This is a genomic window from Variovorax sp. YR566 (assembly GCF_051992195.1).
In the GTDB taxonomy this organism is placed as follows: domain Bacteria; phylum Pseudomonadota; class Gammaproteobacteria; order Burkholderiales; family Burkholderiaceae_C; genus Variovorax.
In genome coordinates this window covers 410,062-435,314 of record NZ_CP197092.1, presented here as the reverse complement: position 1 = coordinate 435,314, position 25,253 = coordinate 410,062, and the positions used below count along the sequence as shown (strand labels likewise).

20 protein-coding genes are annotated in these 25,253 nt (G+C 67.0%); 3 read left to right on the top strand and 17 right to left on the bottom strand.

Going from position 1 to position 25,253, the window contains the following annotated elements; genetic code table 11:
• Positions 1-91: 91 nt before the first annotated feature.
• The 13 genes from ACTG4X_RS02125 to ACTG4X_RS02065 form a co-directional block, all read right to left on the bottom strand.
• A complete protein-coding gene (locus ACTG4X_RS02125; protein WP_097197424.1) occupies positions 92-1,273 on the bottom strand; it encodes a fumarylacetoacetate hydrolase family protein in 1,182 nt (393 codons plus the stop codon).
• An 89-nt stretch (positions 1,274-1,362) separates the two neighbouring features.
• Positions 1,363-5,064 (bottom strand): molybdopterin cofactor-binding domain-containing protein, encoded by a 3,702-nt coding sequence (locus ACTG4X_RS02120; protein WP_440533144.1) that lies wholly within the window; start codon positions 5,062-5,064, stop codon positions 1,363-1,365.
• Positions 5,061-5,561, bottom strand: coding sequence for a (2Fe-2S)-binding protein (locus tag ACTG4X_RS02115; protein WP_440533143.1), 501 nt, complete (start codon positions 5,559-5,561; stop codon positions 5,061-5,063). The genes ACTG4X_RS02120 and ACTG4X_RS02115 overlap by 4 nt, the downstream gene beginning before the upstream one ends.
• Complete coding sequence (locus tag ACTG4X_RS02110) at positions 5,539-6,699, bottom strand: ABC transporter substrate-binding protein (protein WP_440533142.1); 1,161 nt, start codon at positions 6,697-6,699, stop codon at positions 5,539-5,541. Before ACTG4X_RS02110 ends, ACTG4X_RS02115 begins: the two co-directional genes overlap by 23 nt.
• 55 nt (positions 6,700-6,754) lie before the next feature.
• The gene (pncA, locus tag ACTG4X_RS02105; RefSeq protein WP_093059292.1) at positions 6,755-7,480 is read right to left on the bottom strand and encodes a bifunctional nicotinamidase/pyrazinamidase; all 726 of its coding nucleotides are present in this window, start codon (positions 7,478-7,480) and stop codon (positions 6,755-6,757) included.
• Between the two features lie 31 nt (positions 7,481-7,511).
• Complete coding sequence (locus ACTG4X_RS02100; protein WP_093059290.1) at positions 7,512-8,246, bottom strand: ABC transporter ATP-binding protein; 735 nt, start codon at positions 8,244-8,246, stop codon at positions 7,512-7,514.
• Complete coding sequence (locus ACTG4X_RS02095) at positions 8,243-9,052, bottom strand: ABC transporter ATP-binding protein (RefSeq protein WP_097197427.1); 810 nt, start codon at positions 9,050-9,052, stop codon at positions 8,243-8,245. The genes ACTG4X_RS02100 and ACTG4X_RS02095 overlap by 4 nt, the downstream gene beginning before the upstream one ends.
• Positions 9,049-10,983: an ABC transporter permease gene (locus tag ACTG4X_RS02090; protein WP_097197428.1), complete on the bottom strand. Its 1,935-nt coding sequence runs from the start codon at positions 10,981-10,983 to the stop codon at positions 9,049-9,051. The genes ACTG4X_RS02095 and ACTG4X_RS02090 overlap by 4 nt, the downstream gene beginning before the upstream one ends.
• A gap of 30 nt (positions 10,984-11,013) precedes the next feature.
• Positions 11,014-12,219, bottom strand: coding sequence for an ABC transporter substrate-binding protein (locus tag ACTG4X_RS02085; RefSeq protein WP_097197429.1), 1,206 nt, complete (start codon positions 12,217-12,219; stop codon positions 11,014-11,016).
• Between the two features lie 67 nt (positions 12,220-12,286).
• Positions 12,287-12,871 (bottom strand): amino acid synthesis family protein, encoded by a 585-nt coding sequence (locus ACTG4X_RS02080; protein ID WP_093059282.1) that lies wholly within the window; start codon positions 12,869-12,871, stop codon positions 12,287-12,289.
• Positions 12,872-12,903: 32 nt separating this feature from the next.
• On the bottom strand, positions 12,904-13,545 hold the full coding sequence (locus ACTG4X_RS02075) for an amino acid synthesis family protein (protein ID WP_093059280.1): 642 nt from the start codon (positions 13,543-13,545) through the stop codon (positions 12,904-12,906).
• Between the two features lie 21 nt (positions 13,546-13,566).
• Positions 13,567-14,472, bottom strand: a complete 906-nt coding sequence (locus tag ACTG4X_RS02070; protein ID WP_440533141.1) for a UPF0280 family protein — start codon at positions 14,470-14,472, stop codon at positions 13,567-13,569.
• Positions 14,473-14,474: 2 nt separating this feature from the next.
• Positions 14,475-16,094, bottom strand: coding sequence for a 6-hydroxynicotinate reductase (locus ACTG4X_RS02065; RefSeq protein ID WP_354339328.1), 1,620 nt, complete (start codon positions 16,092-16,094; stop codon positions 14,475-14,477).
• Positions 16,095-16,405: 311 nt separating this feature from the next.
• Between ACTG4X_RS02065 and ACTG4X_RS02060 the strand changes: the two genes are divergently transcribed.
• Genes ACTG4X_RS02060 through ACTG4X_RS02050 form a run of 3 tightly spaced genes read left to right on the top strand, consistent with a single transcriptional unit; the run spans position 16,406 to position 19,126 of the window.
• Positions 16,406-17,179 (top strand): ferredoxin--NADP reductase, encoded by a 774-nt coding sequence (locus ACTG4X_RS02060; RefSeq protein WP_093059274.1) that lies wholly within the window; start codon positions 16,406-16,408, stop codon positions 17,177-17,179.
• A 19-nt stretch (positions 17,180-17,198) separates the two neighbouring features.
• Positions 17,199-17,972, top strand: coding sequence for a TetR family transcriptional regulator (locus tag ACTG4X_RS02055; RefSeq protein ID WP_440533140.1), 774 nt, complete (start codon positions 17,199-17,201; stop codon positions 17,970-17,972).
• Positions 17,927-19,126, top strand: a complete 1,200-nt coding sequence (locus tag ACTG4X_RS02050; RefSeq protein WP_093059271.1) for an amidohydrolase family protein — start codon at positions 17,927-17,929, stop codon at positions 19,124-19,126. The genes ACTG4X_RS02055 and ACTG4X_RS02050 overlap by 46 nt, the downstream gene beginning before the upstream one ends.
• Positions 19,127-19,147: 21 nt before the next feature.
• Here ACTG4X_RS02050 and ACTG4X_RS02045 read toward each other — a convergent pair whose 3' ends face one another.
• From ACTG4X_RS02045 to metH, 4 genes are read right to left on the bottom strand one after another with little or no spacing between them, the layout of a single operon-like run.
• On the bottom strand, positions 19,148-19,549 hold the full coding sequence (locus tag ACTG4X_RS02045; RefSeq protein WP_426391055.1) for a GtrA family protein: 402 nt from the start codon (positions 19,547-19,549) through the stop codon (positions 19,148-19,150).
• Positions 19,546-20,541 carry a glycosyltransferase family 2 protein gene (locus tag ACTG4X_RS02040; RefSeq protein WP_440533139.1) on the bottom strand — a complete coding sequence of 332 codons (996 nt, stop codon included), beginning with the start codon at positions 20,539-20,541 and terminating at the stop codon, positions 19,546-19,548. Before ACTG4X_RS02040 ends, ACTG4X_RS02045 begins: the two co-directional genes overlap by 4 nt.
• On the bottom strand, positions 20,538-22,367 hold the full coding sequence (locus ACTG4X_RS02035; protein WP_097197436.1) for an ArnT family glycosyltransferase: 1,830 nt from the start codon (positions 22,365-22,367) through the stop codon (positions 20,538-20,540). The genes ACTG4X_RS02040 and ACTG4X_RS02035 overlap by 4 nt, the downstream gene beginning before the upstream one ends.
• Positions 22,368-22,419: 52 nt before the next feature.
• Positions 22,420-25,134 (bottom strand): methionine synthase, encoded by a 2,715-nt coding sequence (metH, locus tag ACTG4X_RS02030; RefSeq protein WP_440533138.1) that lies wholly within the window; start codon positions 25,132-25,134, stop codon positions 22,420-22,422.
• Positions 25,135-25,253: the final 119 nt, after the last annotated feature.

Genomic DNA, 25,253 nt, shown 5'->3' with positions numbered 1-25,253 from the left:
CGGTCAACAGCAACAGATTGCAACACGACGCACATGAATTACTAAGGAGTACAACTCCTTTTGAAATTCAAACGGAACGTCTACATGCGAATCACAGCAGACCGCGTTCACTCAAATTGCGCATCAACGCACTGATACCAAAAGTCCACATCGGCGCCTGGTCCGCGTGCACAACGCGATTGACCAGGGCGCCGAGTTCCGGTGCGGCAATGCACACGCGGTCGCCCACGACGTGGGTGAATCCTTGCCCAGGCCCGTGACGGTCTTGTGTCGGCGCGAACATCGTTCCAAGAAACAACATGAAACCATCAGGGTAGGCGTGATGCCTACCCACGGTCTGCGCCACGAGGTCGAGCGGATCGCGGCTGATCTTCGACAGCGAGCTCGAACCCTCGAGCGTGAAGCCCTCGGGGCCGGTCACTTCCAGCGCGACGGTGATGCGGCGCACGTCCGCAATGCCGAAGTGCGCATCGAACAGGCGGATGAAGGGGCCGATGGCGCACGAGGCGTTGTTGTCCTTGGCCTTGCCGAGCAGCAGCGCGCTGCGGCCTTCGAAGTCGCGCAGGTTGACGTCGTTGCCCAGCGCGGCGCCAAGCGTCTCGCCGCGACTGTTGACGGCGAGCACGACCTCGGGCTCCGGGTTGTTCCACACCGAGCCCGAATGAATGCCGACGTCGGCCCCCGTGCCCACGGCGGAGAGCACCGGGGCCTTGGTGAAGATTTCGGCGTCGGGGCCGATGCCGACTTCGAGGTACTGCGACCACGCGCCCTGCGCGATCAGCACTTCCTTGACCTTCATGGCCTCGGGCGAGCCCGGCACGATGTCGGCAAGGTTATCGCCGAGCACGCCGCCGATGGCCGCGCGCGTGGCTTCGGCCTTCGATGCATCGCCGCGTGCCTGCTCTTCGATGACACGTTCGAGCAGGCTCGCGACGAAGGTGACGCCGCTGGCCTTGATGGCCTGCAGGTCGCAGGGTGCGAGCAGCCAGGGCTTGCTCGTGTCGCGCGCGGTCTCGTCGCTGTTGGCAAGGACTTCGTCGAGCGCGGCGATGCGCGGTGCGCCCTGCAATGCGTGGCGAACGGCTTCTGCAGGCGCTTTCCTGCCTTCGAGCAGGTCGCTCATGGTCGGCGCGAGCGCCGACAGGTCGTACAGGTCGCCGTCGTGCACGGCCACCAGCACGGGGCCCACGCCGGGTTGCCACAAACGGCCGACGAGGGTGGCGCGTTCGGCGTCGCGGGGCAGGCTGGAAGAGATTGAAAGATCAAGCGGCATGGCGTGGTGTCTCCTTGGATGTGTGCGCTACGTTGCATCGTAGCGGCGCACAGCGGATTGCGACGCGGCCGGCTCTTCTCTTTCTGCTGTCAGTGTCCCGGCGCGGCGCGCACGCGCGCCACGTCGGCAGGCAGGTTGGCCCACGCAGGCTCCTGCGGTGCGAAGCGCGTGCGCATGTAGCCGGCAAGCTCGGCGATCTGCCGGTCGTCGAGCACTTCGCGGAACGCGGGCATGAAACCGATGTCGCGGCTCGCGGGCTCGCGCACGCCGTCGAGGATGGTGCGCAGCAGGTTGTCTGGCCTCGCGCTCGTGAGGTTGCTGTTGAGCGCGAGCGGCGTGTTCACGCCAAGCAGCGTGGGGCCGTTGCCGTCGTGGTGGCAGGAGGCGCAGGCGCTGTCGAACATGCGCTGCGCGGGACCGAGCAACTGGCCCTGCGTGCGTGCGGCGTTATCGACCGCTTGCTGTGCCACGACAGTCGGTTGCACGGACGGTGCTGGATTGAACGAACCGAGGTAGGTTGCCATCGCGCGTACGTCTTCATCCGGCACCTGCGCAAGCTCGCGCACCACCTCGGCCATCGGCCCGCCGGCGATGCCATGGCGCTGCGTGTGGCCGTGGCGCAGGTAGCGATACAACTCGTCGGCGTCCCACGGCACCACGGACTTCGACAGGTGCGTGAGCGCCGGTGCTTCCCAGCCATCGATCATGGCGCCCGACAGGAAGGCGCTGCCGCCCTGCTCCGCGCCGAGCGCATTGCGCGGCGTGTGGCAGGCGCCGCAATGACCGAGGCCGTTGACGAGATACGCGCCACGGTTCCATTCCGCGCTCTGCGTGGCCACGGGCTGCATCGGCGTCGGGTCATGGAAGAGTGCATTCCAGCCGGCCATCAGCGGCCGCATGCTGAACGGGAACTTGAGCTCGGACTTCGGCGTTTCCGCACGCACCGCAGGCATCGACATGAAGTACGCATAGAGCGCCTGCAGGTCGTCGTCACTGGTCTTCGCGAATGCGGTGTAGGGGAACGCGGGGTACAGGTAGTGGCCGTCGCGCGAGACGCCTTCGCGCATCGCGCGCTGGAAGGCGCTGAAGGACCAGCGGCCGAGGCCCGTCTCGGGGTCGGGCGTGAGGTTGGTCGTGTAGAGCGTGCCGAAGGGCGTTTCCATCGCGCGACCGCCCGCATTGGGCGCGCCGCCAGGGGCTGTGTGGCACACGGCGCAGTCCCCGGCGGCGGCGAGCACACGCCCGCGTTCGATGGTGGCCTGGCTGTAGACCGGAGCAGTGAGCGATACGGGCGCGATGGCGGAGCGCCAGCCGAGCAGGCCGGCGACGACGCCGATGCCGCCAACGACGAGCGCGGCGCCGGTCGCCCACAAGCCTTTGCGGCGCGGCCAGGCTGCATTGCTCCGCCCCTCTCTGGGGGAAGGTTGGGATGGGGGCACAGCGGCGTCACCAAGCACCCCCCGGTTCAATTCCGCCAGCACCGTCTCCGGCGTAAACGGCGGCGAACGAAACCGCACCCCCGTCGCATCGAAGATGGCATTCGCGATCGCCGCAGTCCCCGGCACCGAAGACGACTCGCCCGCCCCCAGCGAAGGCTCGCCGGGCCGGGGCATGTGCATCACCTCGATCACCGGCACTTCGCGGAAATTGATGATCGGGTAGCTGCCCCACTCGCGGCTCGCGACCACGCCCGAAGGCAGCACGCCCGGCAGCTGCGCACCTGTCGCCGTGCCTTGCTGCTGCTGTTGCGGCGCGAACTGCACCTGCTCCTTCAACGCCCGGCTCGTGGTCTGGATCACATTGCCGTGTATCTGATGCTCGACCCCTGCCGGGTTGATCATCAGCCCCGCGTCATGCCCCACCACCACGCGGCGCACATGCACCTCGCCGGTCTTGCGATTGACCTCGACGTCAGCCACCCACGCGGCCCACGCGGCGCCGAAGCCCGGCCACTTGCTGTGGATGTAGCGGGCGTATGCAAAACCCTGCCCGAAGAGGATGTCGCCGCCTTCGCCGAGCCCACCGTCCGCGTTCTCCTGCGGCCCGGTGCGCATGCGCCAGCCGGCCTTCTGCGCGGTGGCCTGCACCAGCTCGACCGCGCGCGGATCTTCCAGATGCCGCAAGCGGAACTGCACCGGGTCCACACCCGCAGCAGTCGCCAGCTCGTCGATGTACGACTCGTGCGCGAACGAACTGGGCAGCGCCGACACGCCGCGCAACCACGAGGCGCGCACGATCGGCGCCATGTCGTTGACCTTCACGCGCAGGTTGTCGTACGTGTACGGCGGTCGCGCGGTGCGGTCGCCCATCTCGAAGGCCTGCGCCACCGGTTCGATGGTGCGCGTGAGCAGCAGCGCGAGCGTCGGCGCACCGTTCGACGGATAAGAGGTTTCGAAGTCGTAGGCGGCGACGCGGCCGTCTGCCATGAGGCCGCCGTCGATCTCCATGAGCTGCGCGGCGCCCTTGGGCTCCCACGCATGCTCCTGCTCGCGCGTGAGCTGCACGCGCACCGGCGCGCCGACCGCACGGGCGAGCAGCGCCGCATCGGCTGCCACGTCGTCGGCGCCGTTGCGGCCATAGCAGCCAGCAGCTTCCATGCGGACCACGTCGACCTGCACGTCCTCCACGCCCATGAGCTTCGCGAGATCGGCGCGCAGCACGTGCGGGTTCTGCGAGCCGGCCCAGCAACGCAGCTGCATGCCGCTGCCGTCGGCCGGCTGCCAGTCGGCCAGCGCGCACGAAGGGCCGATGGAGGCATGCATCTGGTACGGCCACACGTAGGTGCGATGCATCGGCTGCGCGGCGGCGGCAATGGCGCCATCGACATCGCCTTCATCGACCAGCAGGCGCTGCGTCGACGGGTTGTCGCGCAGCGCCTGTGCCAGGTCGCCCAGGTCGGGCATGCCGGGCCATGGCTTCCACGTGACGCGCAGTTCGCGCAAGGCCTGCTCGGCGTGCTCCTCGCGCTCGGCCACGATGCCGACGAAGTCGCGGATCACGACCACGGCGCGGATGCCGGGGATGTGCGCAATCGACGATTCATCGACCGCCTCGAGCGTGTTGCCGATGAACTCGCCATGGTCCGCGCCCGCATACGGTGGTCGCACCACGCGCCCGTGCAGCATGCCGGGCACGCGCATGTCGTGCACGAACACAAGCTCGCCTGCCAGCTTGGCCGGAATGTCGACGCGCGCCTGCCGCGTGCCGACGACTCGGTAATCGGCGGGATTCTTGGGCTGCGCCTGCGGATCGAGCCGCAGCACAGTGCGCTGGCCGGCCACCAGCTCGGCATAGCTGACGTGGCGGTCCGGCGCTTCGGTGATTCGCACCACGCCGTTGTGCATCTGTAGCGCATCGTCGGCCACGCCAAGCCGTTCGGCCGCACGCGCCGTCAGCCATGCACGCGCCTGCGCAGCGGCAAGCCGCATCGGCTGCGCATGGATCTGGATCGACGCGCTCGCAATCGTCGCGCCCTGGTTGGGCGCGCGCGCGGTGTCGCCGAGCATCACGCGCACGCAGGGCATGCCGAGGTCCAGTTCCTCGGCCACGATCTGCCCGAGCGCGGTCTGGATGCCGGTGCCCAGGTCGACGTGGCCGTTGAGTGCCGAGGCGCTGCCGTCGTCCCACACGGCGAGCAGGATCTCGTCGCCTTCGATCGGGTTGCCGGCAATGAACGCGGGCTGGCCCTTGGCGGGCGGCGGTGCGAGCGGGGTCTCGCGCACCACCAGCAGCACGCCATTGGCCGACAGGAACTCGGCGCGGGTCCGCGGAAGATCGGCGCGGCGAGTCATGGGGCCGGATGCGCGCGCATGCGCGCCGCCGCGCGCTGCACGGCGTCGAGAATTTCGATGTGGGTGCCGCAGCGGCACAGGTTGCCCGAAAGCTCGCTGCGGATGCGCGCATCGCTCGCATCCGGATCGCGCGCAAGCAAGGCCGCCGCCTGCATGACCATGCCGTTGAGGCAATAGCCGCATTGCGCAGCCTGCGCGTCTTCAAAGGCGGCCTGCACCGGATGCCAGTCGCCGCGCGCGCCCAGCCCTTCGAGCGTTGTGATGGATCGCCCCGCCACGCCACGCGCGGGAATCACGCACGAGCGCGCCGCCACGCCGCCGACATGCACCGTGCATGCGCCGCACTGCCCCAGCCCACAGCCGTACTTGGGGCCGTTCAGCCCCAGGTCGTTGCGCAGCAGGTGCAGCAGCGTCGCTTCGCGCGGCACGCCCTCGATCGATTGCGCCTGGCCGTTGACCAGCAGGTGCAGCGGCTCAGCGCCGCAACTGGCCGTCACGGGTGTACATCTCCAGGTCCACGAAGGTCGAGCCGTTGTGGTTCTTCGCGCTGTACTCGACGGGGAAGTCGCCGATGCGCGTGCTACCGATGCTTTCGAGCCCGGCGATGAAGCTGTCGCGCGTGAGTGTCTTGCCCGCGCGGCGCAGGCCCTCGACCATCACGCGCGCGACGATGTAGCCTTCCAGCGCGGTATAGCTGTCGATCTTCTCGCCGAACTCCGCGCGGTCGCGCTGGTAGTCGGCCACGATGGGCATGCGCTGCGCCTGCGGCGGCGGCACGATGCTGGCCGTGACCAGCCCCGCGAGCTTGCCGTCGAGCCGCTTGGCCGAACCTGCCGCGTCGGTGATGCCGACCGACAGCGTATACAGCGGCGCGCCAACGCCATTCGCGCGGTAATCGCGCATGAACACTTCGACCATGCGCCCGGCCATGATCATCACGACCGCGCCCGGCTTGGTTTCAGACAGACCGGTGACGACCTGCTTCGCGTCCTCGGCCGTGATGGCCAGCGGGAAGGTCTTGAGCACCTTCACCTTGTGGTCGGCCGCCAGCTCCTCGCAGGTGGCGAGGTTCGACTTGCCGAAGGCGCTGTCCTGGTAGACCACCGCGATCGACTGGATGCCGATGGTCGAGAGGTGGCTGATGATCTTGCGCAGCTCCAGGTCGTAGCCCGCGCGCACGTGGAACAGGTAGCGGTTGACCTTGGTGCGGAACGAGCTGGTGCCCACCAGCGGTGCGAACATCGGCACGCCCGCCTTCTCGGCCAGCGGCATCGCGGCCGCGAGGTTGCCGGTGGCCACGTAGCCGGTGAGCGCGAAGACCTTGTCCTCGTCGATCAGCTTCGCCGTGTTGATGGCGGTCTTTGCGGGGTCGTATGCGTCGTCGTAGGTGACGAGTTCGATCTTGCGACCGTTGACGCCGCCCGACTTGTTGACCCGGTCGAAGTACAGCTTGATGCCCGCGCGGTAGTCGACGCCGAAGTCTTTCGCCGGCCCACTGAACACGGCCGACTGGCCGATGCGGATGGTGGTGTCGGTCACGCCGTTTTCCGCGCGTGCCGAACGCAGCAGGCCGGGGCCGAGGGCCAGGGCCGCACCGCCCGCCACCATGGCGCGCCTTGAGATCGAAAGCTTCATGCGTCGTGTGTCTCGTGTATTCTTGTTGTTCGTCGTTGTTCTTCGCGGTGCGGTCTCAGGCGGTCTGGATGTCGGCGGACTGTATGCGCTTGACGCCCTTGGCCGTCATCTGCTTCCACGCCGCGGCCAGCGAGCCGTTGAGATCGATGCCGCGCGTGGCGTCCTCGATCACGTAGGCCTCGAAGCCGGCCTTGCGCGCATCCATCGCGGTCCAGGCCACGCAGAAATCGGTGGCCAGGCCGGTGACGTACACGGTCTTGATGCCGCGCGCCTTCAGGTAGCCGGCCAGGCCTGTGGCCGTCTTGTGATCGGCTTCCTCGAAGGCCGAGTAGCTGTCCATCTCCTTGTGGAAGCCCTTGCGGATGATGAGCTGCGCGGTGGGCACCTTCAGCTCCTTGCCGAGCGCGGCGTCTTCAGTGCCCTGCACGCAGTGGTCGGGCCAAAGCACCTGCGTGCCGTAGCTGAGCTTGGTGGTCTCGAAGGGCTTCTTGCCGCTGTAGGTGCTCGCGAAGGACGCATGGCCCGCCGTGTGCCAGTCTTGCGTGACGACGATGTTCTGGAACGCGGGCGCCAGTGCATTGATGACCGGAATGACTTCGTTGCCGCCCTTCACCGCCAGCGTGCCGCCGTCGAGAAAGCAGTTCTGCACGTCGACCACGATCAGCGCGGCCTTGTCGCCGGGCTTGATCTTGCCCGCCGCGAAGGCGTTGAAACCGACACTGCCCAAACCGCCAACCAGCCCGAGGGCGGCGGCGGATTTCACGAGGGTTCTGCGATGCATGGCGTGGACTCCGATGGGTTGAAGGAAAAACTCAGACGCTCAGGTAGGCGCGGCGAACTTCGTCGTTGGCCGCAAGCTCGGCCATGGTGGCGTGATAGCGGATCTGCCCCTTCTCGAGCACATAGGCGCGGTCGGACACCAGTTCGGCGAAGTGCATGTTCTGCTCCGACAGCAGGATGCTCACGCCCTGCGCCTTGAGCTCCAGGATCATGTTGGCCATCTGCTCGACGATCACCGGTGCCACGCCTTCGGAAGGCTCGTCGAGCAGCACGAGGTACGGGTTGCCCATGAGCGTGCGCGCCACGGTCAGCATCTGCTGCTCGCCGCCGCTCATGCGCCCGCCCGGACGGTTCGGCATTTCGCCGAGGTTGGGGAACAGCTTGAACAGGCGCTCGGGCGTCCACAGCGGTGCGTCGGTGCCGTCGGCCCAGCGGCGCGCGGGCTGCTTGCCGACTTCGAGGTTCTCCATCACCGTGAGGTCGGTGAACACACGGCGATCTTCGGGCACGAAGCCCAGGCCCAGGCGCGCTGCGTGGTGCGGCTCGCTCCTGGAGATGTCATGACCCAGGAAGCGCACCGCGCCGCGACGCTTGGTCAGCATGCCGATGAGCGTCTTCAGCGTGGTCGACTTGCCCGCGCCGTTGCGGCCCATGAGCGCGACCACTTCGCCGCGACGCACTTCGAGGTCCACGTCATAAAGGATCTGCGCGGCGCCATACCAGGCACACAGGGCCTTGGCCTGCAGGAGGGGTTCGTGTGTGCTCATGCTGCGACTCCAAGGGCTGCGGCTTTCTCTGCGATCTTCTCGAATGTCTTGCCGCTGCCGAAGTACACCTCCTGCACCTTCGGGTGGTCGCGGATTTCGAGCGGCTTGCCCTGCGCGATGAGGCGGCCGCGCGCCAGCACGATCATGCGGTCGGCATACGCGAACACCACGTCCATGCTGTGCTCGGTGAAGAGCACGGCCATGCCGCGCTGGATGACGAGATCTTTGGTCAGCGCCATGAGCGAGTTGCGCTCCTTGGGCGCCATGCCGGCGGTGGGCTCGTCCATCAGCAGCAGCTTGGGGCTGTTGGCCATCGCGATGGCGAGCTCGACCCGCTTCACGTCGCCATACGCCAGCACGCTGCAGGGCCGGTCGGCCTGCGACTTCATGCCGACCTGGTCGAGCAGCGCCAGTGCTTCGTCGCGCTTGTGGTCGGCCGCGCGGCGCCACATGGAGAACAGCTTGCCGTCGTGCGACAGCAGCGCCATCTGCACGTTCTCGACCACGGTGAGCGAGGCGAAGGTTTCGGCAATCTGGAAAGTGCGGCCCACGCCCTGGCGCCAGATGGCGCGCGGCTTCTGGCCCACGAGCTCGTGCCCGTCGAACAGGATCGAACCCTGGTCGGCCTTGAGCTGGCCGTTGACCATGTTGAAGGTGGTCGACTTGCCGGCGCCATTGGGGCCGATGAGGGCGAGCAGTTCGCCGGCGTGCAGCTCGAAGCTGATGCCGTCGACGGCCTTCACACCGCCAAAAGACTTGCCGAGGTTCTCGACCTTGAGCAGGGGTGTGTTGGAGGTGGTCGTCATGCCTTGGCCTCCTTCGCCTCGGCAGCCACAGGCGCCGCATCAGGCTTGGCGCGGCGCAGCAGCTTGTCGGTCAGCTGCTTCGCGAAGCCTGCGATGCCCTGCGGGAACAGCAGCACGAGAATCAGGATGATGGCGCCGAGCGTCGCGCGCCAGTAGTCGGTGTTGCGCGCCACGGTGTCGTGCAGCCAGCTGAAAGTGACGGCGCCGACCACCGGCCCCGCCAGCGTCTGGATGCCGCCCAGCAGCACCATCACCAGCCCGTCGACCGACTTGTCGACGCTGAGGCTCTCCGGCGAGATGCTGCCCTTGGAGAAGGCGTAGAGCGAGCCGGCCAGCCCGGCCGCAGCGCCCGCGACGACGAAGGCCGTCCACTGCATGCGCTTGACGTCGATGCCGATGGCGTCGGCGCGCAGCACCGAATCGCGGCCCGCGCGCAGCGCATAGCCGAAGGGCGAGAACAGCACGCGGCGCAGCATCATGACGCCGACGGCCACGAGCGCCAGCGTGAGCCAGTAGTAGGTGCGCTTGTCCGACAGCCACTCCGACGGCCACACGCCCGTGAGGCCGTTGCTGCCGCCGGTGAACGAATCCCACTGGTAGACGATGGCCCAGGTGATCTGCGCGAAGGCCAACGTGAGCATGGCCAGGTACACACCCGACAGCCGCACCGCGAACCAGCCATAGATGAAGGCGCCGATGGCCGCGACGAGCGGGGCCACGATGAGCGCCACTTCCATCGGCAGGCCGCTGGAGCGCACCAGCAGCGCGGCGCCATAAGCCCCGAGGCCGAAGTAGGCGGCATGGCCGAACGAGTGCATGCCGGCCGGCCCCATGATGAAGTGCAGGCTGGCGGCGAACAGCGCGGCAATCAGCAGGTCGATCATCAGCACCGTGGTGTAGGGCGAATCGGCGGTGAGCAGCGGCATCGCCATGAGCACCACGCCGAGCGCGGCGACCAGCCACAGGTAGCCCTTGCTCGCGCGGCGCAGCGGCTCCTCGGCCATGCCCACGTAGCGGCTCGGCGCCTGCGGCCGGCCGAACAGGCCCCACGGGCGCCACACCAGCACGATGGCCATGACGATGAAGTCGACCACCAGCGTGAGCTTCGAGAAGGACACGCTGTAGCCGAAGATTTCCACCACGCCGAGCCAGATGCACACGGCCTTGATCTCCGAGATCAGCAGCGCCGCCGCGTAGGCGCCCGGAATGGAGCCCATGCCGCCCACCACCACGACCACGAAGGCCGCGCCGATGGTGTTGAGGTCCATTGCGAGCGTGGCCGGCTCGCGCGGCAGCTGCAGCGCACCGCCCAGGCCCGCGAGCATCGCGCCGAGCGCGAACACCGCGGTGAAGAGCCAGGCCTGGTTCACGCCCAGCGCGCTGACCATCTCTCGGTCTTGCGTAGCGGCGCGCACCAGCGTGCCCCAGCGGGTGCGCGTGAGCAGCAGCCACATCAGGCCGAGCACGACCGGGCCGACGACGATCAGGAACAGGTCGTAGGTCGGAAACTGCCGGCCCAGGATTTCGACGGAGCCCGACAGGCCCGGCGCGCGCGGCCCGAGCAGTTCGTCAGGCCCCCAGATGTAGAGCACCGCATCCTTGATGACAAGGACCAGTGCGAAGGTCGCCAGCAACTGGAACAGCTCGGGCGACTTGTAGATGCGACGCAGCAGCACCATCTCGATCAGCGCGCCGAGGATGCCGACCGCGAGCGCGGAAATCACCAGCGCGGGCCAGAAGCCCATGCCGCCGCCGAGCTTCTCGACCAGCGTGTAGGCCAGGTAGATGCCGACCATGAAGAAGGAGCCATGCGCAAAGTTGACGATGCGCGTGACGCCGAAGATCAACGAAAGGCCGGCCCCCACGAGGAACAGCGACGAAGCCGACGACAGCCCGGTGAGGAACTGAAGCAGCAGGGACGAGAGGCTCATGGGTGCAAGCGTTCCGGAAAAGGATCAGGGTCAGTCGGCGGCGCGCGACTTCTTGACGTCGGCGGCGGAGGGCTGGAACTTGGCGCCGTCGAAGTAGGTGTAGTCGACCATCACGCCCTTGCCGTTTTCGTTCTTCGTCTTGCCGACGAAGGCGCCCATGGTGGACTGGTGGTCTTCGGCGCGGTAGCTGATCTTGCCGAACGGCGTGTCGACCTGCAGGCCCTTGAAGGCTTCGAGGAGCTTCGGCGTTTCGGTGCTCTTGGCCTTGGCGGCGCCGGCCGCGACCGACTTGATCATGCTGTAGCCGACCACCGAGCCGAGGCGCGGATAGTCGTTGTACTTGGCGTGGTACGCGAGGAAGAAGGCCTTGTGCTCAGGCGTCTGGATGCCGTACCAGGGGTAGCCGGTCACGATCCAGCCGTTGGGCGTTTCGTCCTTCAGCGGATCGAGGTACTCAGGCTCGCCGGTCAGCACGCTGACGACGGTGCGGTCCTTGAACAGGCCGCGAGTGTTGCCTTCGCGCACGAACTTCGAGAGGTCGGCAGCGAACAGCACGTTGAAGATTGCGTCGGGCTTGGCATCGGCCAGCGCCTGGACCACGGCACCCGCATCGACCTTGCCCAGCGGCGGCGCCTGTTCGGCGACGAACTCGACGTCGGGCTGCGCGGCCTTCAGCAGCGTCTTGAAGGCAGCCACGGCCGACTGGCCGTATTCGTAGTTGGGGTACACGACGGCCCAGCGCTTCTTCTTGAGCTTGACGGCCTCGGGCACGAGCATCGCGGCCTGCATGTAGGTGCCGGGACGCAGGCGGTAGGTGTATTCGTTGCCGCCCTGCCAGGTCATCTTGTCGGTCAGCGGCTCGCCGGCCAGGAAGAAGATCTTCTTCTGCTTGGCGAAGTCGGCCACGGCCAGGCCGGTGTTCGACAGGAAGGTGCCGGTGAGCACGTCGATCTTCTCGCGCGCCACCAGTTCTTCGGCCACGCGCACGGCGTCGCCGGGGTTGGCGTTGTCGTCGCGCGTGATGAGCTCGATCTTCTTTCCGTTCACGCCGCCCTTGGCGTTGATTTCTTCGACGGCCAGCTCCATGCCCTTCTTGTAGGGCTCCAGGAAGGCGGGCTGGGCCTTGTAGCTGTTGACCTCACCGATCTTGATCACGCCCTGCGCATGCGCGGGAACGAGAGCAGTGGTCAGCGCAGCGAGGGCCGCGGCGCTGAAGACGTGACGCAATGGGTTCATGGGGAAAGCTCCTTGAGATCGAATGAGGAAAGAAAACACCGTGATTGGGCGAGGGCGAAAGACAGCGTCAGCGAAGACCGTCTTCGCCCTTGATTTCATGGGCCTGCAGGCCGCCGATGCGCGGCAGCGGACGGCCGCTGTCGGTGACGGCAACCGCCACCACGATCTCGTTGGCGCGCGGTGCATCGCTCACGCGGGCTTCGATCGCATCGAAGTGGCTGCGCACGAAGGCCGCGTCCTTGTGGCCGAGCGGCACATCGATGGCGGTGCCCAGCGTACCCTGCTTCTTGGCCGAAGGCACGAGCGCCGCGCCCTTCTCGACCGCAACGCGCAGCGGCGCGCCCAGCTTGGGATGCAGGATGGCGGCGGCGTGTTCGAGCTCGCCGCGCTCGCCGACGATGGCGGCCTTGCCGTAGCTCTGCGCCTGGCCGGGCTCGATGCCCAGTGCCTTCACGGCCTTCTGGCCGAGCAGCGCGCCGAGTTCTTCGCCGATGGCGATCAGCTCGTCGAGGTTCTCGCTGTAGCGGCCGGCGTAGGGGTTCTCGATCACGGCGATTGCGACGGCGCGGCGCGTGGGCGGCGTGACGTCCTTGCCCATTTCCTTGCGGGTTTCATCGACCTGGATGACGAGCTTGCGGATGTTGGCGGTCATGTTCTGTGTTCCTTGTCTTGTCTCTGTGCGGGTCAGCGCAGGCCGTCCCACTTGCTGATGTTCTCTGCGAGCAGGCCGCCGACACGGGCATGCACGCGGTAGCCCGTGCTCATCGCGAGGATGAAGACGATCTCGTCCGCAGCCGGCGCGCCAGGCACTCGCACTTCGATGGCGTCGAACTGGCCGCGCACGTAGCTGGCGTTGATGTTGGTCAGCGGCACGTCGAGCGCGGCGCCGGGCGGGCCGACCTTCTTGGTCGACGGCACGATGGACAGCGCATTGCCGGGCTGGCCGGTTTTTTCTTCGGCCGTGCCTGCGGTGTAGGCAACGCGGCTGCCCTTCCAGCCGAGCAGCTCGCGCATTGCGTAGCCGCCGGGCACGTGCCACAGCGCGCCGTGCTCCAGCTCGCCGTCGGCGCCGACGATGGCGCCCTTGCCGTAGGTGGCGATCTGCTCCAGCGGCACGTCCATGGCGGCGTGCAGCTTGTGCGCCATGTCGACGCCTACGGGGTCGAGCAGCGCCATCATCGGCAGGATGTCGGGCTCGTAGCGGCCGGCGAACGGATTGGTCAGCACCGCGCCGATGGCACCGCGCACCAGCGGCGTTTCGGCGCGCGGTCCGAACTCGTGGTGGATGTGCTCGACATGGGTGAAGACGCGTCGGATTTCGATCATGAAAAAGAACCTTGCTTTTCGTTAAGCAAATACTGAACCAACTGCTTTCGGCAGCTCGGTCTTGAGCGCCTTCGAGCATAAGGGTTCGACAAGTCGCCACTGCCCCTGACAAACGAGTAGAGCGGCCCACACAAGCCCGCCTTTTTGCAGGACCTTGGCGCACACCACGCCCGTATCGAGTGCGCTGCGCACCTGCCCGGGGGCCAGCGTGGGCACGTCGACGGTGACGAGGGTGTCGCCAAGGTCGCTGTCGTCCTTGCATTCGTTCGCGGGGCGGCGCGCGATGGCAGCGTCGTCGACATCGACGGCGTTGGCAATCACTGTCGCCGCCGCATCGGCCTGCGCTGCAGTGGCGGCCAGGACCGTCACGCTGTCGGCGATGCCCAGCGAGAAGCTGCGCCCGCGCCAGCCGCTGGTGGCGACGCCTCGCACGGGCTGGTCGGCGTGCAGCTCGAACTGGCCGTCGGTGGTGAGGATGCCGCTGTTGTCACGCCAGTCGAAGCGCGCAAGGTCGGCGAACACGCCCACGCGCGCCGATTGGCCGGGCGCGAAATGCAGCGCAATGTCGCCGCCGTTGTTGATCCATGCGCGCTCGATGCCGGGGCGCTCGTAGAACGCGATCAGCTCCTGCGCGACCGAGCCGGCCACCGCCGCCATCGGCGTGATGAACATCGGGGAGAACGCGGCGCAGGCGTCCCACATGCGGCGCGCCACCACATTGCGCGGACGCATCTTGTCGGTGACGGGCAGGCGCAGCAGCGGCAGCTCGTGCACCAGTTCGTCGAGCACGTGGACGAAGCGCGCCCACGCGGCGTCGTGCGCGGCCGCGACGGCGTACGGGTCGCCATGCGCCTCGGCCACGATGTCGATCGGGCCGTGGTTGAAATGCCAGCGGTTCTTGTCGAGCGCTGTGCGTTGGGCGGACATGATCAGCCCAGCATGGGGGCGTGGCCGAGCGGCCACGGATTGGCGTCGTCCATCGCGAGCCATTGGCGCGCGAGCGGTGCGCCGTCTTCCTGCCATGCACCGCGCGCGAGCGCCTGTTCGAGCGGGAAGATGTGTTCCATGTGGCCGCCGAGCGCCTCGTAGTCGTCGCGCCGCATGCTGAACTCGATGGGCGCGACGATGGCTGGCGTGGGCACGGTGCCGAAGCTGTTGTCGGGCATGCGCATGACGTCGGCCATCACGGTGATGCCGCCGCCGGGCCACACGTATGCCGGCGCGCCGCCGCATGTGACGTTGACCAGCGCGCGCTTGATGGCACGCGTGAGCAGCACCGGGTTTTCGGTGACGCCCGCGCGCAGGCTTCCGCCCGCGCCGCCGAGGAACAGCACAGTGCACAGCGAGGGTTCGCAGTTCTCGCCGATGCGGTCGACGATGCGCTTCACCTCCGTTGGCATGGGCTGCTCGACGGGCTTCAGTGCATCGTCGAGCACGTACCACTGCGCGTGCTCGCCGGTGGTCGAGGTCATGAGCAGGCGCAGGCCGGGGCGCGCGACGCCCTCTTCCCAGCCTTCGATGATCGCAAGGGGATCGGCGATGTCGGTGCCGCCCCATCCGTTGCCCGGGTTCGCCACCTGGAAGTAGCGCCCCGGCGTGGACTTGCGTCCCAGCATCTGGATGCCCGAGGGCGCCATGTCGAGGCAGCGGCCAGCCTGGTGCTCGGTGAGCACGCCGGTGATGTGGTCGTCGACCACCACCACCTCGTCGGCCACGCCCGCGAACTGGCGCGCGAAGATGCCGACCGCCGCGGAGCCGCAGCCCACGCGCATGCGCTGCTCTTCGACGCCGTTGACGATGGGCGCCTTGCCGGCCTGGATGACGAGGGTGGAGCCTCCGTCGATGGTGCACTCCACGGCCTTCTTGTTGCCCAGCAGCTGCATCAGCTCGGCCGTCATGCGGCCTTCCTTCTTGCTGCCGCCAGTAAGGTGGTGCACGCCGCCGAGCGAGAGCATCTGCGAGCCGTATTCGGCCGTGGTGACGTGGCCCACGACTTCGCCGCGATAGCGCACGTTGGCCTGCTCGGAGCCGAGGAAGCGGTCGGTGTCGATCTTCACCTTGAAGCTGCAGTAGCTGAAGATGCCTTCGGTGACGACGGTGACCATGTCGACGCCCTGGGCCTTCGATGCAACGATGAAGGGCGCGGGCTTGTAGTCGGGGTAGGTGGTGGACGAGCCCACGCCGGTGACGAAGACTTCGTCGGCGTGCAGCAGGTCGCCGTTCCAGTCGGGCTCGGCAGGAGCCGGGGCCGTTTCGGCGCCGGTGCGATTGAAGGGCACCAGCGCAGGCGCTTCGCTTTCGATCGTCCGGCGCAACAGCACCACGGGATCCACGCGCACAAGCACGCCTTCGCGGTTGGCATAGCGGTCGCAGGCGCCGGTGCGGCCGTCGGAGATCTGGCACAGCACCGGGCAGGCGTTGCACTCGACCTTGGCGGTGCTCATGCGCTCGTTGCGCGGCGGCGCCTTGCCGAAGGCGCCGCTGCCGGCTTCAGCCACCACGGGCATGTCCATGCCGGGGAGGCCATCTGTCTTGGTGTGTTCTGTCATCGGGCAATCTCGTGGGCGTATGTGGGCAAATCCTGGCTGTCGGGGTTTGCAACAAACGTGCCGTCCGCCCGCTTGTGCACCGACTTCCGTTTGTGTAGCATTCCCTACACTTTCATGTTGCGTTCACTACATTCGCAGTCAATGTAGCAAACAGGCCCGATGCTTGCAATGGTGTTTTCTCGCGATGTTCATCGGGGTTTTTACGACCAACGACAATGGAGGGTTCGGAGCCGGCCGGCGGTTTTCGCCCCAAAGGCGTGCACGTCGGCTCAGCCAACCTCCCCTGTTACCAACCAACTCTTGAGTTCCGTATGAGTGCATTCAGCGAAGAACGCGTCCTGAGCGTCCACCACTGGACCGACCGCCTGTTCACCTTCACCACCACGCGCGACCCGGCGCTGCGCTTCTCGAACGGTCATTTCACGATGATCGGCCTGAAGGTCAACAACAAGCCCCTGCTGCGCGCCTACAGCATCGTGAGCCCGAACTACGAGGAGCATCTCGAGTTCCTGAGCATCAAGGTGGAAGAAGGCCCGCTGACTTCGAAGCTGCAGCACATCCAGGTGGGCGACACCATCATCGTGGGCCGCAAGCCCACGGGCACGCTGCTGATCGACTACACGCTGCCGGCCAAGCGCCTGTACCTGTTCGGCACCGGCACCGGCCTCGCACCGTTCATGAGCATCATCCGCGACCCGGACACGTACGAGAAGTTCGAGCAGGTCATCCTGGTGCACGGCGTGCGCCAGGTCGACGAGCTGGCCTATCACGACCTCGTGACCGACCACCTGCCCAAGCACGAGATCCTCGGCGAGATGATCGCCAAGCAGCTGCTGTACTACCCGACCGTCACGCGCGAGGAGTTCCGCAACCAGGGCCGCATCACCGACCTGATCGAGAGCAACAAGCTCACCGACGACCTCGGCCTGCCGCCGCTCAACGTCGAGGAAGACCGCGTCATGCTGTGCGGCAGCCCCGGCCTCTTGGTCGACCTGAAGCACATCCTGGAAAAGCGCGGCTTCAAGGAAGGCAACACGAGCACGCCGGGCGACTTCGTGGTCGAGCGCGCGTTCGCAGAGAAGTAATCGGCATCTCGCGCGCCCGATGGCCGACAGCCGCTCCGCACCCAAGACCAAGCCCCAGCGTCGCACGGGCGTGCGCGAGGCGGCCGCACAGGCCACGCGCGACAGCATCCTGAAGGCGGCGACCAAGGTGTTCGCCAAGTACGGCTACGACGGCGGCAGCGTGGAGAAGATCTCCAAGGCCGCGAAGTCGTACGACCGGATGATCTATTACTACTTCGGCAGCAAGGAAGGCCTCTTCATTGCGGTGCTCGAAGGCATCTACCAGCGCATGGACGACGCCGAGGCCGCCATCGCGCTCGACGCCTCGCGGCCGGTGGAAGCGCTCACCGAGGTCATCCGCTTCGTGCTGGGCTACTACCGCAAGAACCCCGAGTTCGTCACGCTCTTGAACACCGAGAACCTGCACAAGGGCCGGCACATTTCGAAGTCGCTGCGGGCGCGCGAGTATTCGTCGCGCGCGGTGGCGATCATTGCGGAAATCCTCGCCAGCGGCGCTGCGCAGGGCCTGTTCCGCAAGGAACTGGTGGCGCGCGACATCTACCTGCTGATCGCGTCCACGGGTTATTTCTACACCTCCAACCGGCACACGCTCACCGCCTTCCTCGGTGAGCCGCTGGAATCGCCGGAGGCGATCACGCACTGGGAAGACTTCGTGATCGAGACGCTGCTGCGCACGGTGCGCGCGGACGCGGATACAGAGGCGGACGAGCCGCAAGACAACACACCACCCCACGAGGACACATCGAAATGGCAGAAATCGCAGCCGGCGGCAAGTCGGGCAAGGTCGTCATAAAGAACATCGGGCTGCTGCTCTCGGGCGACATCGACAAGCCCATCCTCGACGCCGACACCATCGTGGTGAACGACGGCCTGATCGTCGCGGTCGGCAAAGAGAAAGACTGCGATCTCGAAGGCGCGCAGACCGTCATCGACGCGAAGAAGACCTGCGTGGCGCCAGGCCTGATCGACAGCCACGTGCATCCGGTGTTCGGCGACTGGACGCCGCGCCAGGGCCAGATCGGCTGGATCGACTCCACCATGCACGGCGGCGTGACCACCATGATTTCCGCCGGCGAGGTGCACCTGCCCGGCCGTCCCAAGGACATCGTGGGCCTGAAGGCACTGGCCATCACCGCGCAGCGCGCCTTCGACAACTTCCGCCCCGGCGGAGTGAAGGTGCTGGCGGGCGCGCCCGTCATCGAGAAGGGCATGGTCGAGAGCGACTTCAAGGAACTCGCCGAAGCCGGCGTGGGCCTGCTTGGCGAAGTGGGCCTGGGCTCTGTCAAGGCCGGCTACGAGGCGAAAGAGATGGTGGCCTGGGCGCGCAAGTACGGCATCCAGAGCACCATCCACACGGGCGGCCCGTCGATCCCGGGCTCGGGCCTGATCGACAAGGATGTTGTGCTCGAGGCCGACGCCGACATCATCGGCCACATCAACGGCGGCCACACCTCACTGCCCGAGGCTCACGTGTGTGAGCTCTGCGAGAAGAGCTCGCGCGCCATCGAGATCGTGCACAACGGCAACGAGAAGGTGGCCATCGCGGCGGCCAAGGCGGCGCTGGAGCTCAAGTGCCCGCACCGCGTGATTCTCGGCACCGACGGGCCCGCGGGCTCGGGCGTGCAGCCGCTGGGCATCCTGCGCATGGTGGCAATGCTGTCGTCCATCGCGAACATTCCGGCCGAGCTGGTGTTCTGCTTCGCGACCGGCAACACGGCGAAGATCCGAAAGCTCAACTGCGGCCTGATCGAGGTGGGCCGCGATGCCGACTTCGTGTTCATGGACCGCGCGCAGCATTCGCCCGCGCCGGGCCTGCTCGAAAGCGTGCAGCTCGGCGACATTCCGGGCGTGGGCATGGTGATGATCGACGGCATCGTGCGCTGCGGCCGCAGTCGCAACACGCCGCCTGCAACGGAGATTCCGGTCGTCGTTTCCGGCGCGCACTGAGCGCCCCGCGCATCGGCGGCCTCAGCCGCCGCGGTGCGAGCGAAAGACCAGGTAGCGCGCCGACAGGAAATTGGCGCTCATGCCGGCGAGGCTGCCCAGGGCCACGCCCAGGGCCGCGGCCCAGCGCCCTTCGACCCAGTGCAGCGTCAGCACATAGGCGCCGTAGTTGAGCACCGCGCCGGCCGCCATGGTCGCCAGGTAGCCCAGGTACTCGCGCCAGAGGGAGCTGCCAGCCGATGCGCTGGCCGCGAAGGTGTAGCGGCGGTTGAAGGCCCAGGTGGTGGTCGCCGCTGCGAGAAACGACACCACCCGCGCGCCGTACCAGCCCAGCAGCGGCGCCAGCAGATACAGCACGACCACGTCGACCACGAGCCCGATCACACCAACGAGGGCGAAGGAGAGGAACTCGCGTCCGATCTTCATCGTGAAGTGCGTGTGCCGCGGGCCGCCTGCTCGCGCACGCTAGGAATCGCGAGGTAGCTCAGCCGCTTGGCCTCCCGTCGCCCCAGCGTGATGGCCTGCATGACGACACCGCACACGAAGGACAGCATGGCAGCCAGCATCGCACCCGTGGCCAGCACCGCCGTGGGGAGCCGGGGCACCAAGCCGGTGTGCATGTAGGTCATGACGAGCGGCAAGACCAGCGCGACCGACATCAGCACCAGCAGCCCCCCGATGATCGAGAAGAACTGCAGCGGCCGCTCGCTCACGAACAGCTTGCAGATGGTCTTGAGAATGCGCCAGCCGTCGCGGTAGGTCGAGAGCTTGCTCACCGAGCCTTCGGGGCGCGTGCTGTAGGCGGTGCTTTCCTCGGCATAGGGCATGCGCAGTTCGAGCGCGTGTACGGTGAGTTCGGTTTCGGTCTCGAAGCCGCGCGACAGCGCCGGGAACGACTTGGCATAGCGCCGCGAAAACACGCGGTAGCCCGAGAGCATGTCGCTGAGGCCTCCGCCGAACAGCTGCGCCACGGCGCCCGTGAGCATGCGGTTGCCCAGGCGGTGGCCGGTGCGGTAGGTATGCGCGTCCTGGCCGTCGTCCACGCGGCTGCCGACCACCATGTCGAGGTTATCGCTCACCAGCCGGTCGATGAGCCGGCGCGCGGCGCCGGTGTCGTAGGTGGCGTCGCCGTCGACCATCACGTACACGTCGGCATCGACGTCGGCAAACATGCGCCGCACGACATTGCCCTTGCCGCGCAGGGTCACGTGCGTGACGATGGCGCCGGCCGCGCGCGCCACGGCGGCCGTGTCGTCGCTGGAGTTGTTGTCGAAGACGTGGATCTCGGCCTCTGGCAGCGCGGCGCGAAAGCCCGCCACCACCTGGGCGATGGCGAGCGCCTCGTTGTAGCAGGGGATCACCGCGGCAATGCGCAGGCCGCTGCTGCCGTGGGTGGCGGGGAAATTGGCGTCGGTCATGGTGCGGCGGGAAGGATACGGTAGACCCGGCTGCCGTCCTTCTCGTACTCGACGGCGAAGTACTTGTCGAAGTCGACACGCGCGCTGAACACCGGCACCACGGAGTCCGGCAGGACGACCGCCACAAAACCCAGGCCACCGAGCTTGCGCGCGAGATCGCCGCCTGACAGGCGCCCGAAGTCGGTGTAGCGCCACGGCCCGAGCGTGTCGCCCCAGATGGGGTTGGGGCCGTAGTAGATCGCCTCGTTCAGCGCGATCTGGTAGACGCGGCCGGTGGCCGTGCGGCGCAGGTAGTCCATGACGGCATAGCCCGGCACGTGCTTGCGCAGCACGGCATCGCGGGCTTCCGGGGTGATCGAGACCATCGACACCTTCACCGCAGTCTGGCGCACCGACACGGCGGCCAGCACGGCCAGCAGCAGCACGAGCACCCAGTCGCCCGCGCGGGCGCCGGAACGCGCGGTGTCGCGGCTCATCGAGCCCGTCGCCACGGTACCGGCATCCTGCGTCTTCTCCTTCGCACCGAACATGCGGCGCACGGCCGATGCGGCCCAGCCGAACAGCACCTGCCAGCCGATGGCCGCGATGGCGGCCAGCAGCGGGAAAGAGGCCGTCAGGTAGCGCGGATAGCGCGAGGTCACGACCCAGACCACCACCGAGTAAAGGCAGAACCAGCCTGCCGCACGCACGGCCGCGGAGCGCTTCCACAGCACGCTGAACGGTGCGAAGAACACGGACCAGATCAGCGCATTGGGCAGTTCGGCATGCACGCGCACATCCGCCACCTGCTGCACGTAGTCGGCCGGCGTCCATTCGGTGAAGCCGAACACGCGCGCACCGATAGGGTTGAACGGGTCGCCCGTCATGACGGCGTTGCGCGCGTACCAGTACACGCACGGGATCAGGAAGCAGACGAACACCAGCGCCCATGCCTGGGGCCGGCGCTCGTGGCGGATGACGAACAGCGCCACCAGCGGCAGAAAGATCAGCGCCTGGTACTTCGAGCCCGCGGCCACGCCGAGGCAGAACGCAGCCACGCCGAGCCAGCGCATGCCGCCGTGCACGGGCTTGCCGGGTTCCGATTCGCGCCACCACCACAGCGCCACGCAGGCCGACAGCACGAACAGCGCCACGCCCATGTCGATCAGCGCGTTCGAATAATCGCCAAGCCCCAGCCAGATGGCCGCGCCGATGCAGGCGGTGAGCCGGTTGGCGTGCAGGATGCCGAGGCGGAAGATCATCACCACCGACAGGGCGCCCGCCAGCGCATTGAGGAAGTGCGGCAGCACGTCGTCGCCGACCTGCAGCGCGGCGGCGTAGAGCAGGTTGTAGTTGTACGGGAACCAGGGATAGCGCAGCCAGTCGTGAATGCCCAGCGAGCCCTGCTGCGCGACCTGGCGCGCATACGGCAGGTGGTACATCAGCTCGTCGAAGGCGATCGGCGGCGCGAGCGGCGCTACCAGCGCGGGCAATGCGACCAGAGCCAGCGCAATCATCGCGACGCGCTCGAAGTAGGTCCACGGCGCGGCGGGTTCGTTCGCACGCAGGGCACGCCGCTCGCGCAGCCACGACGGCAGCTGGATCGCCGCCGCAACGAAGCCCGCAACGACAAGCGCCACGGTCGCGCCCATCTTGAAGGCCCCGAAGATGGCCAGCGCCTGGAACGCGCAGATGAAGAGACCGACGCCCAGCGCCACGGCCATGGCGGCTTCGAGCCCCGCGTCGCGGCGCGGCGGCGGGGCCATGCGGCCCAGCAATGCGCGGCCGTAACCCCAGCAGCTGAACACGAAAACCGCCAATGCCGCGTAGTGCGCGGCTGCAAACATCAGCTTCTGAATAACAACTCCCGGCGCCGGGCGGCCGCGCCGGCCGGCAGGTTCAAAGATTGGGCGCCAGCAGACGCTCGAGATCGGACTCGCTCTCCTTGCGCCGCGCGGCCTGGTCCTGCAACTGATCGTGTCCGATCTTGCCGACGTTGAAGTACGTCGCGTCGGGGTGGCTCAGGTAGAAACCGCTCACGCTGGCGGCGGGCATCATAGCGAGGCTTTCCGTCAGGGTCATGCCAATGTCCGCGCAGGCCAGAAGGTCGAACATCGGGCGCTTCACGCTGTGGTCGGGGCAGGCCGGGTAGCCGGGCGCGGGGCGGATGCCGCGGTACTTCTCCGCGATCATGTCGTCGTTGCTCAGGCTTTCGTCGCTCGCGTAGCCCCAGAGGTCGGTGCGCACGCGGTGGTGCAGCGACTCGGCGAAGGCCTCGGCCAGCCGGTCGGCCAGGGCCTTGAGCATGATGGCCGAGTAGTCGTCGAGGTCGTCGATGAAGTACTTCTCTTTTTTCTCGACACCCAGGCCGGCGGTGACGGCGAACATGCCGACGTAATCTTTCACGCCGCTGTCCTTGGGCGCGACGAAGTCGGACAGGCAGCGGCTGGGGCGCATCACGCCGTCGATCATCTGCTTTTCAGTCTGCTGGCGCATGCCGTACCAGGTGAGCGCGACCTCGCTGCGCGACTCGTCGGTGTACAGCTCGATGTCGTCGTCGTTCACCGTGTTGGCGGGCCAGAAGCCGACGATGCCGCTCGCGCTGAGCCAGCGGCCTTCAATGAGGCGCTTGAGCATGCGCTGGCCGTCGGCGTACACGCGCACGGCCTCGGTGCCGACGATCTCGTCCTTCAGGATGGCGGGGAACGGACCGGCCAGGTCCCAGGTCTGGAAGAACGGGCCCCAGTCGATGTACTTGGCCAGATCGGTCAGGTCGAAGTTCTTGAACACGCGCCGGCCGATGAACTTGGGCACCGGCGGCAGGTAGTTCGCGAAGTCGATCGGCGTCTTGTTGGCACGCGCCTTGGCCAGCGGCCACATCGGCACCTGCTTCTTGTTGGCGTGCTGCTGGCGCACCTTGACGTAGTCGGCGTTGATCTCGTCGATGTACGCGGTGGCCTGGTCGGAGAGCAGGCTCTGCGCCACGCTCACGCTGCGCGAGGCGTCGGGCACGTAGACCACGGGGCCTTCGTAGTGCGGCGCGATCTTCACGGCCGTGTGCACGCGGCTGGTGGTGGCGCCGCCGATCAGCAGCGGAATCTTCTTGATGCGGAAGTGGTCGTCCTTCTGCATCTCGCCGGCCACGTACTGCATTTCTTCGAGGCTCGGCGTGATGAGGCCCGACAGGCCCACGATGTCCGCCCCCTCGACCTTCGCCTTGGCGAGGATCTCGTGGCACGGGACCATCACGCCCATGTTCACCACTTCGAAGTTGTTGCACTGGAGCACGACGGTGACGATGTTCTTGCCGATGTCGTGCACGTCGCCCTTCACGGTGGCGATGATGATCTTGCCCTTGGTGCGCACGTCGCGGCCCGCGGCCTCGTCCTGGCGCTTTTCTTCCTCGATGTAGGGAATGAGGTGGGCCACGGCCGACTTCATCACGCGCGCCGACTTCACCACCTGCGGCAGGAACATCTTGCCCTGGCCGAACAGGTCGCCCACGATGTTCATGCCGTCCATCAGCGGGCCTTCGATCACGTGCAGCGGGCGGCCGCCCTTGGCGAGGATCTGCTGGTAGGCCTCTTCGGTGTCTTCCACGATGAAGTCGGTGATGCCGTGCACCATCGCGTGCGACAGGCGCTGGTTGACGTGCACCGGGTTCTCGGGCGTGCCGCGCCATTCGAGCTTCTTGCTGTCGTCCTTGGCGCCGCTCTTGGCGGTTTCGGCCACTTCGACGAGGCGCTCGCCGGCGTCGGCGCGGCGGTTGAGCACCACGTCTTCCACGCGCTCGCGCAGCTCGGGTTCGAGGTCGTCGTACACGCCGACCATGCCGGCGTTGACGATGCCCATGTCCATGCCCGCCTTGATCGCGTGGTACAGGAACACGGTGTGAATCGCTTCGCGCACCGGGTCGTTGCCGCGGAAGCTGAAGCTCACGTTCGAAACGCCGCCCGACACCTTGGCGCCCGGCAGGTTCTCCTTGATCCAGCGCACGGCGTTGATGAAGTCGACCGCGTAGTTGTCGTGCTCCTCGATGCCTGTGGCAATGGCGAAGATGTTCGGGTCGAAGATGATGTCTTCGGGCGGGAAGCCCACCTCGTCGACCAGGATGCGGTAGGCGCGCTCGCAGATCTCGATCTTGCGTGCGTAGGTGTCGGCCTGGCCTTTTTCATCGAAGGCCATCACCACGGCAGCGGCGCCGTAGCGCTTCACCAGCTTGGCCTCGTGCTTGAACTTGTCGACCCCCTCCTTCATGGAGATGGAGTTGACGATGCCCTTGCCCTGGATGCAGCGCAGGCCGGCTTCGATGACTTCCCACTTCGAGCTGTCGACCATCACCGGCACGCGCGCGATGTCGGGTTCGCTGGCGATGAGGTTGAGAAAGCGGACCATCGCGGCCTTGCTGTCGAGCATGGCCTCGTCCATGTTGATGTCGATCACCTGCGCGCCGTTCTCGACCTGCTGGCGCGCCACGGCCAGGGCTTCTTCGAACTGTCCGTTCAGGATCATCCGCGCGAAGGCCTTGGAGCCCGTGACGTTGGTGCGCTCGCCGATGTTGACGAACAGCGTGCCCTCGCCGATGGCAACCGGTTCGAGGCCGGACAGCTTCATGGGAGGGGGCATTGGGGAAGACATGGTTTGACTCGGGGGCAAAAGCGGTTATTCGTGCGCGGGTTGGGGGAGTCTATCGCCCTCCCCCAAGCAGATAGCGTGCAAGGAGTAAGTCTGAA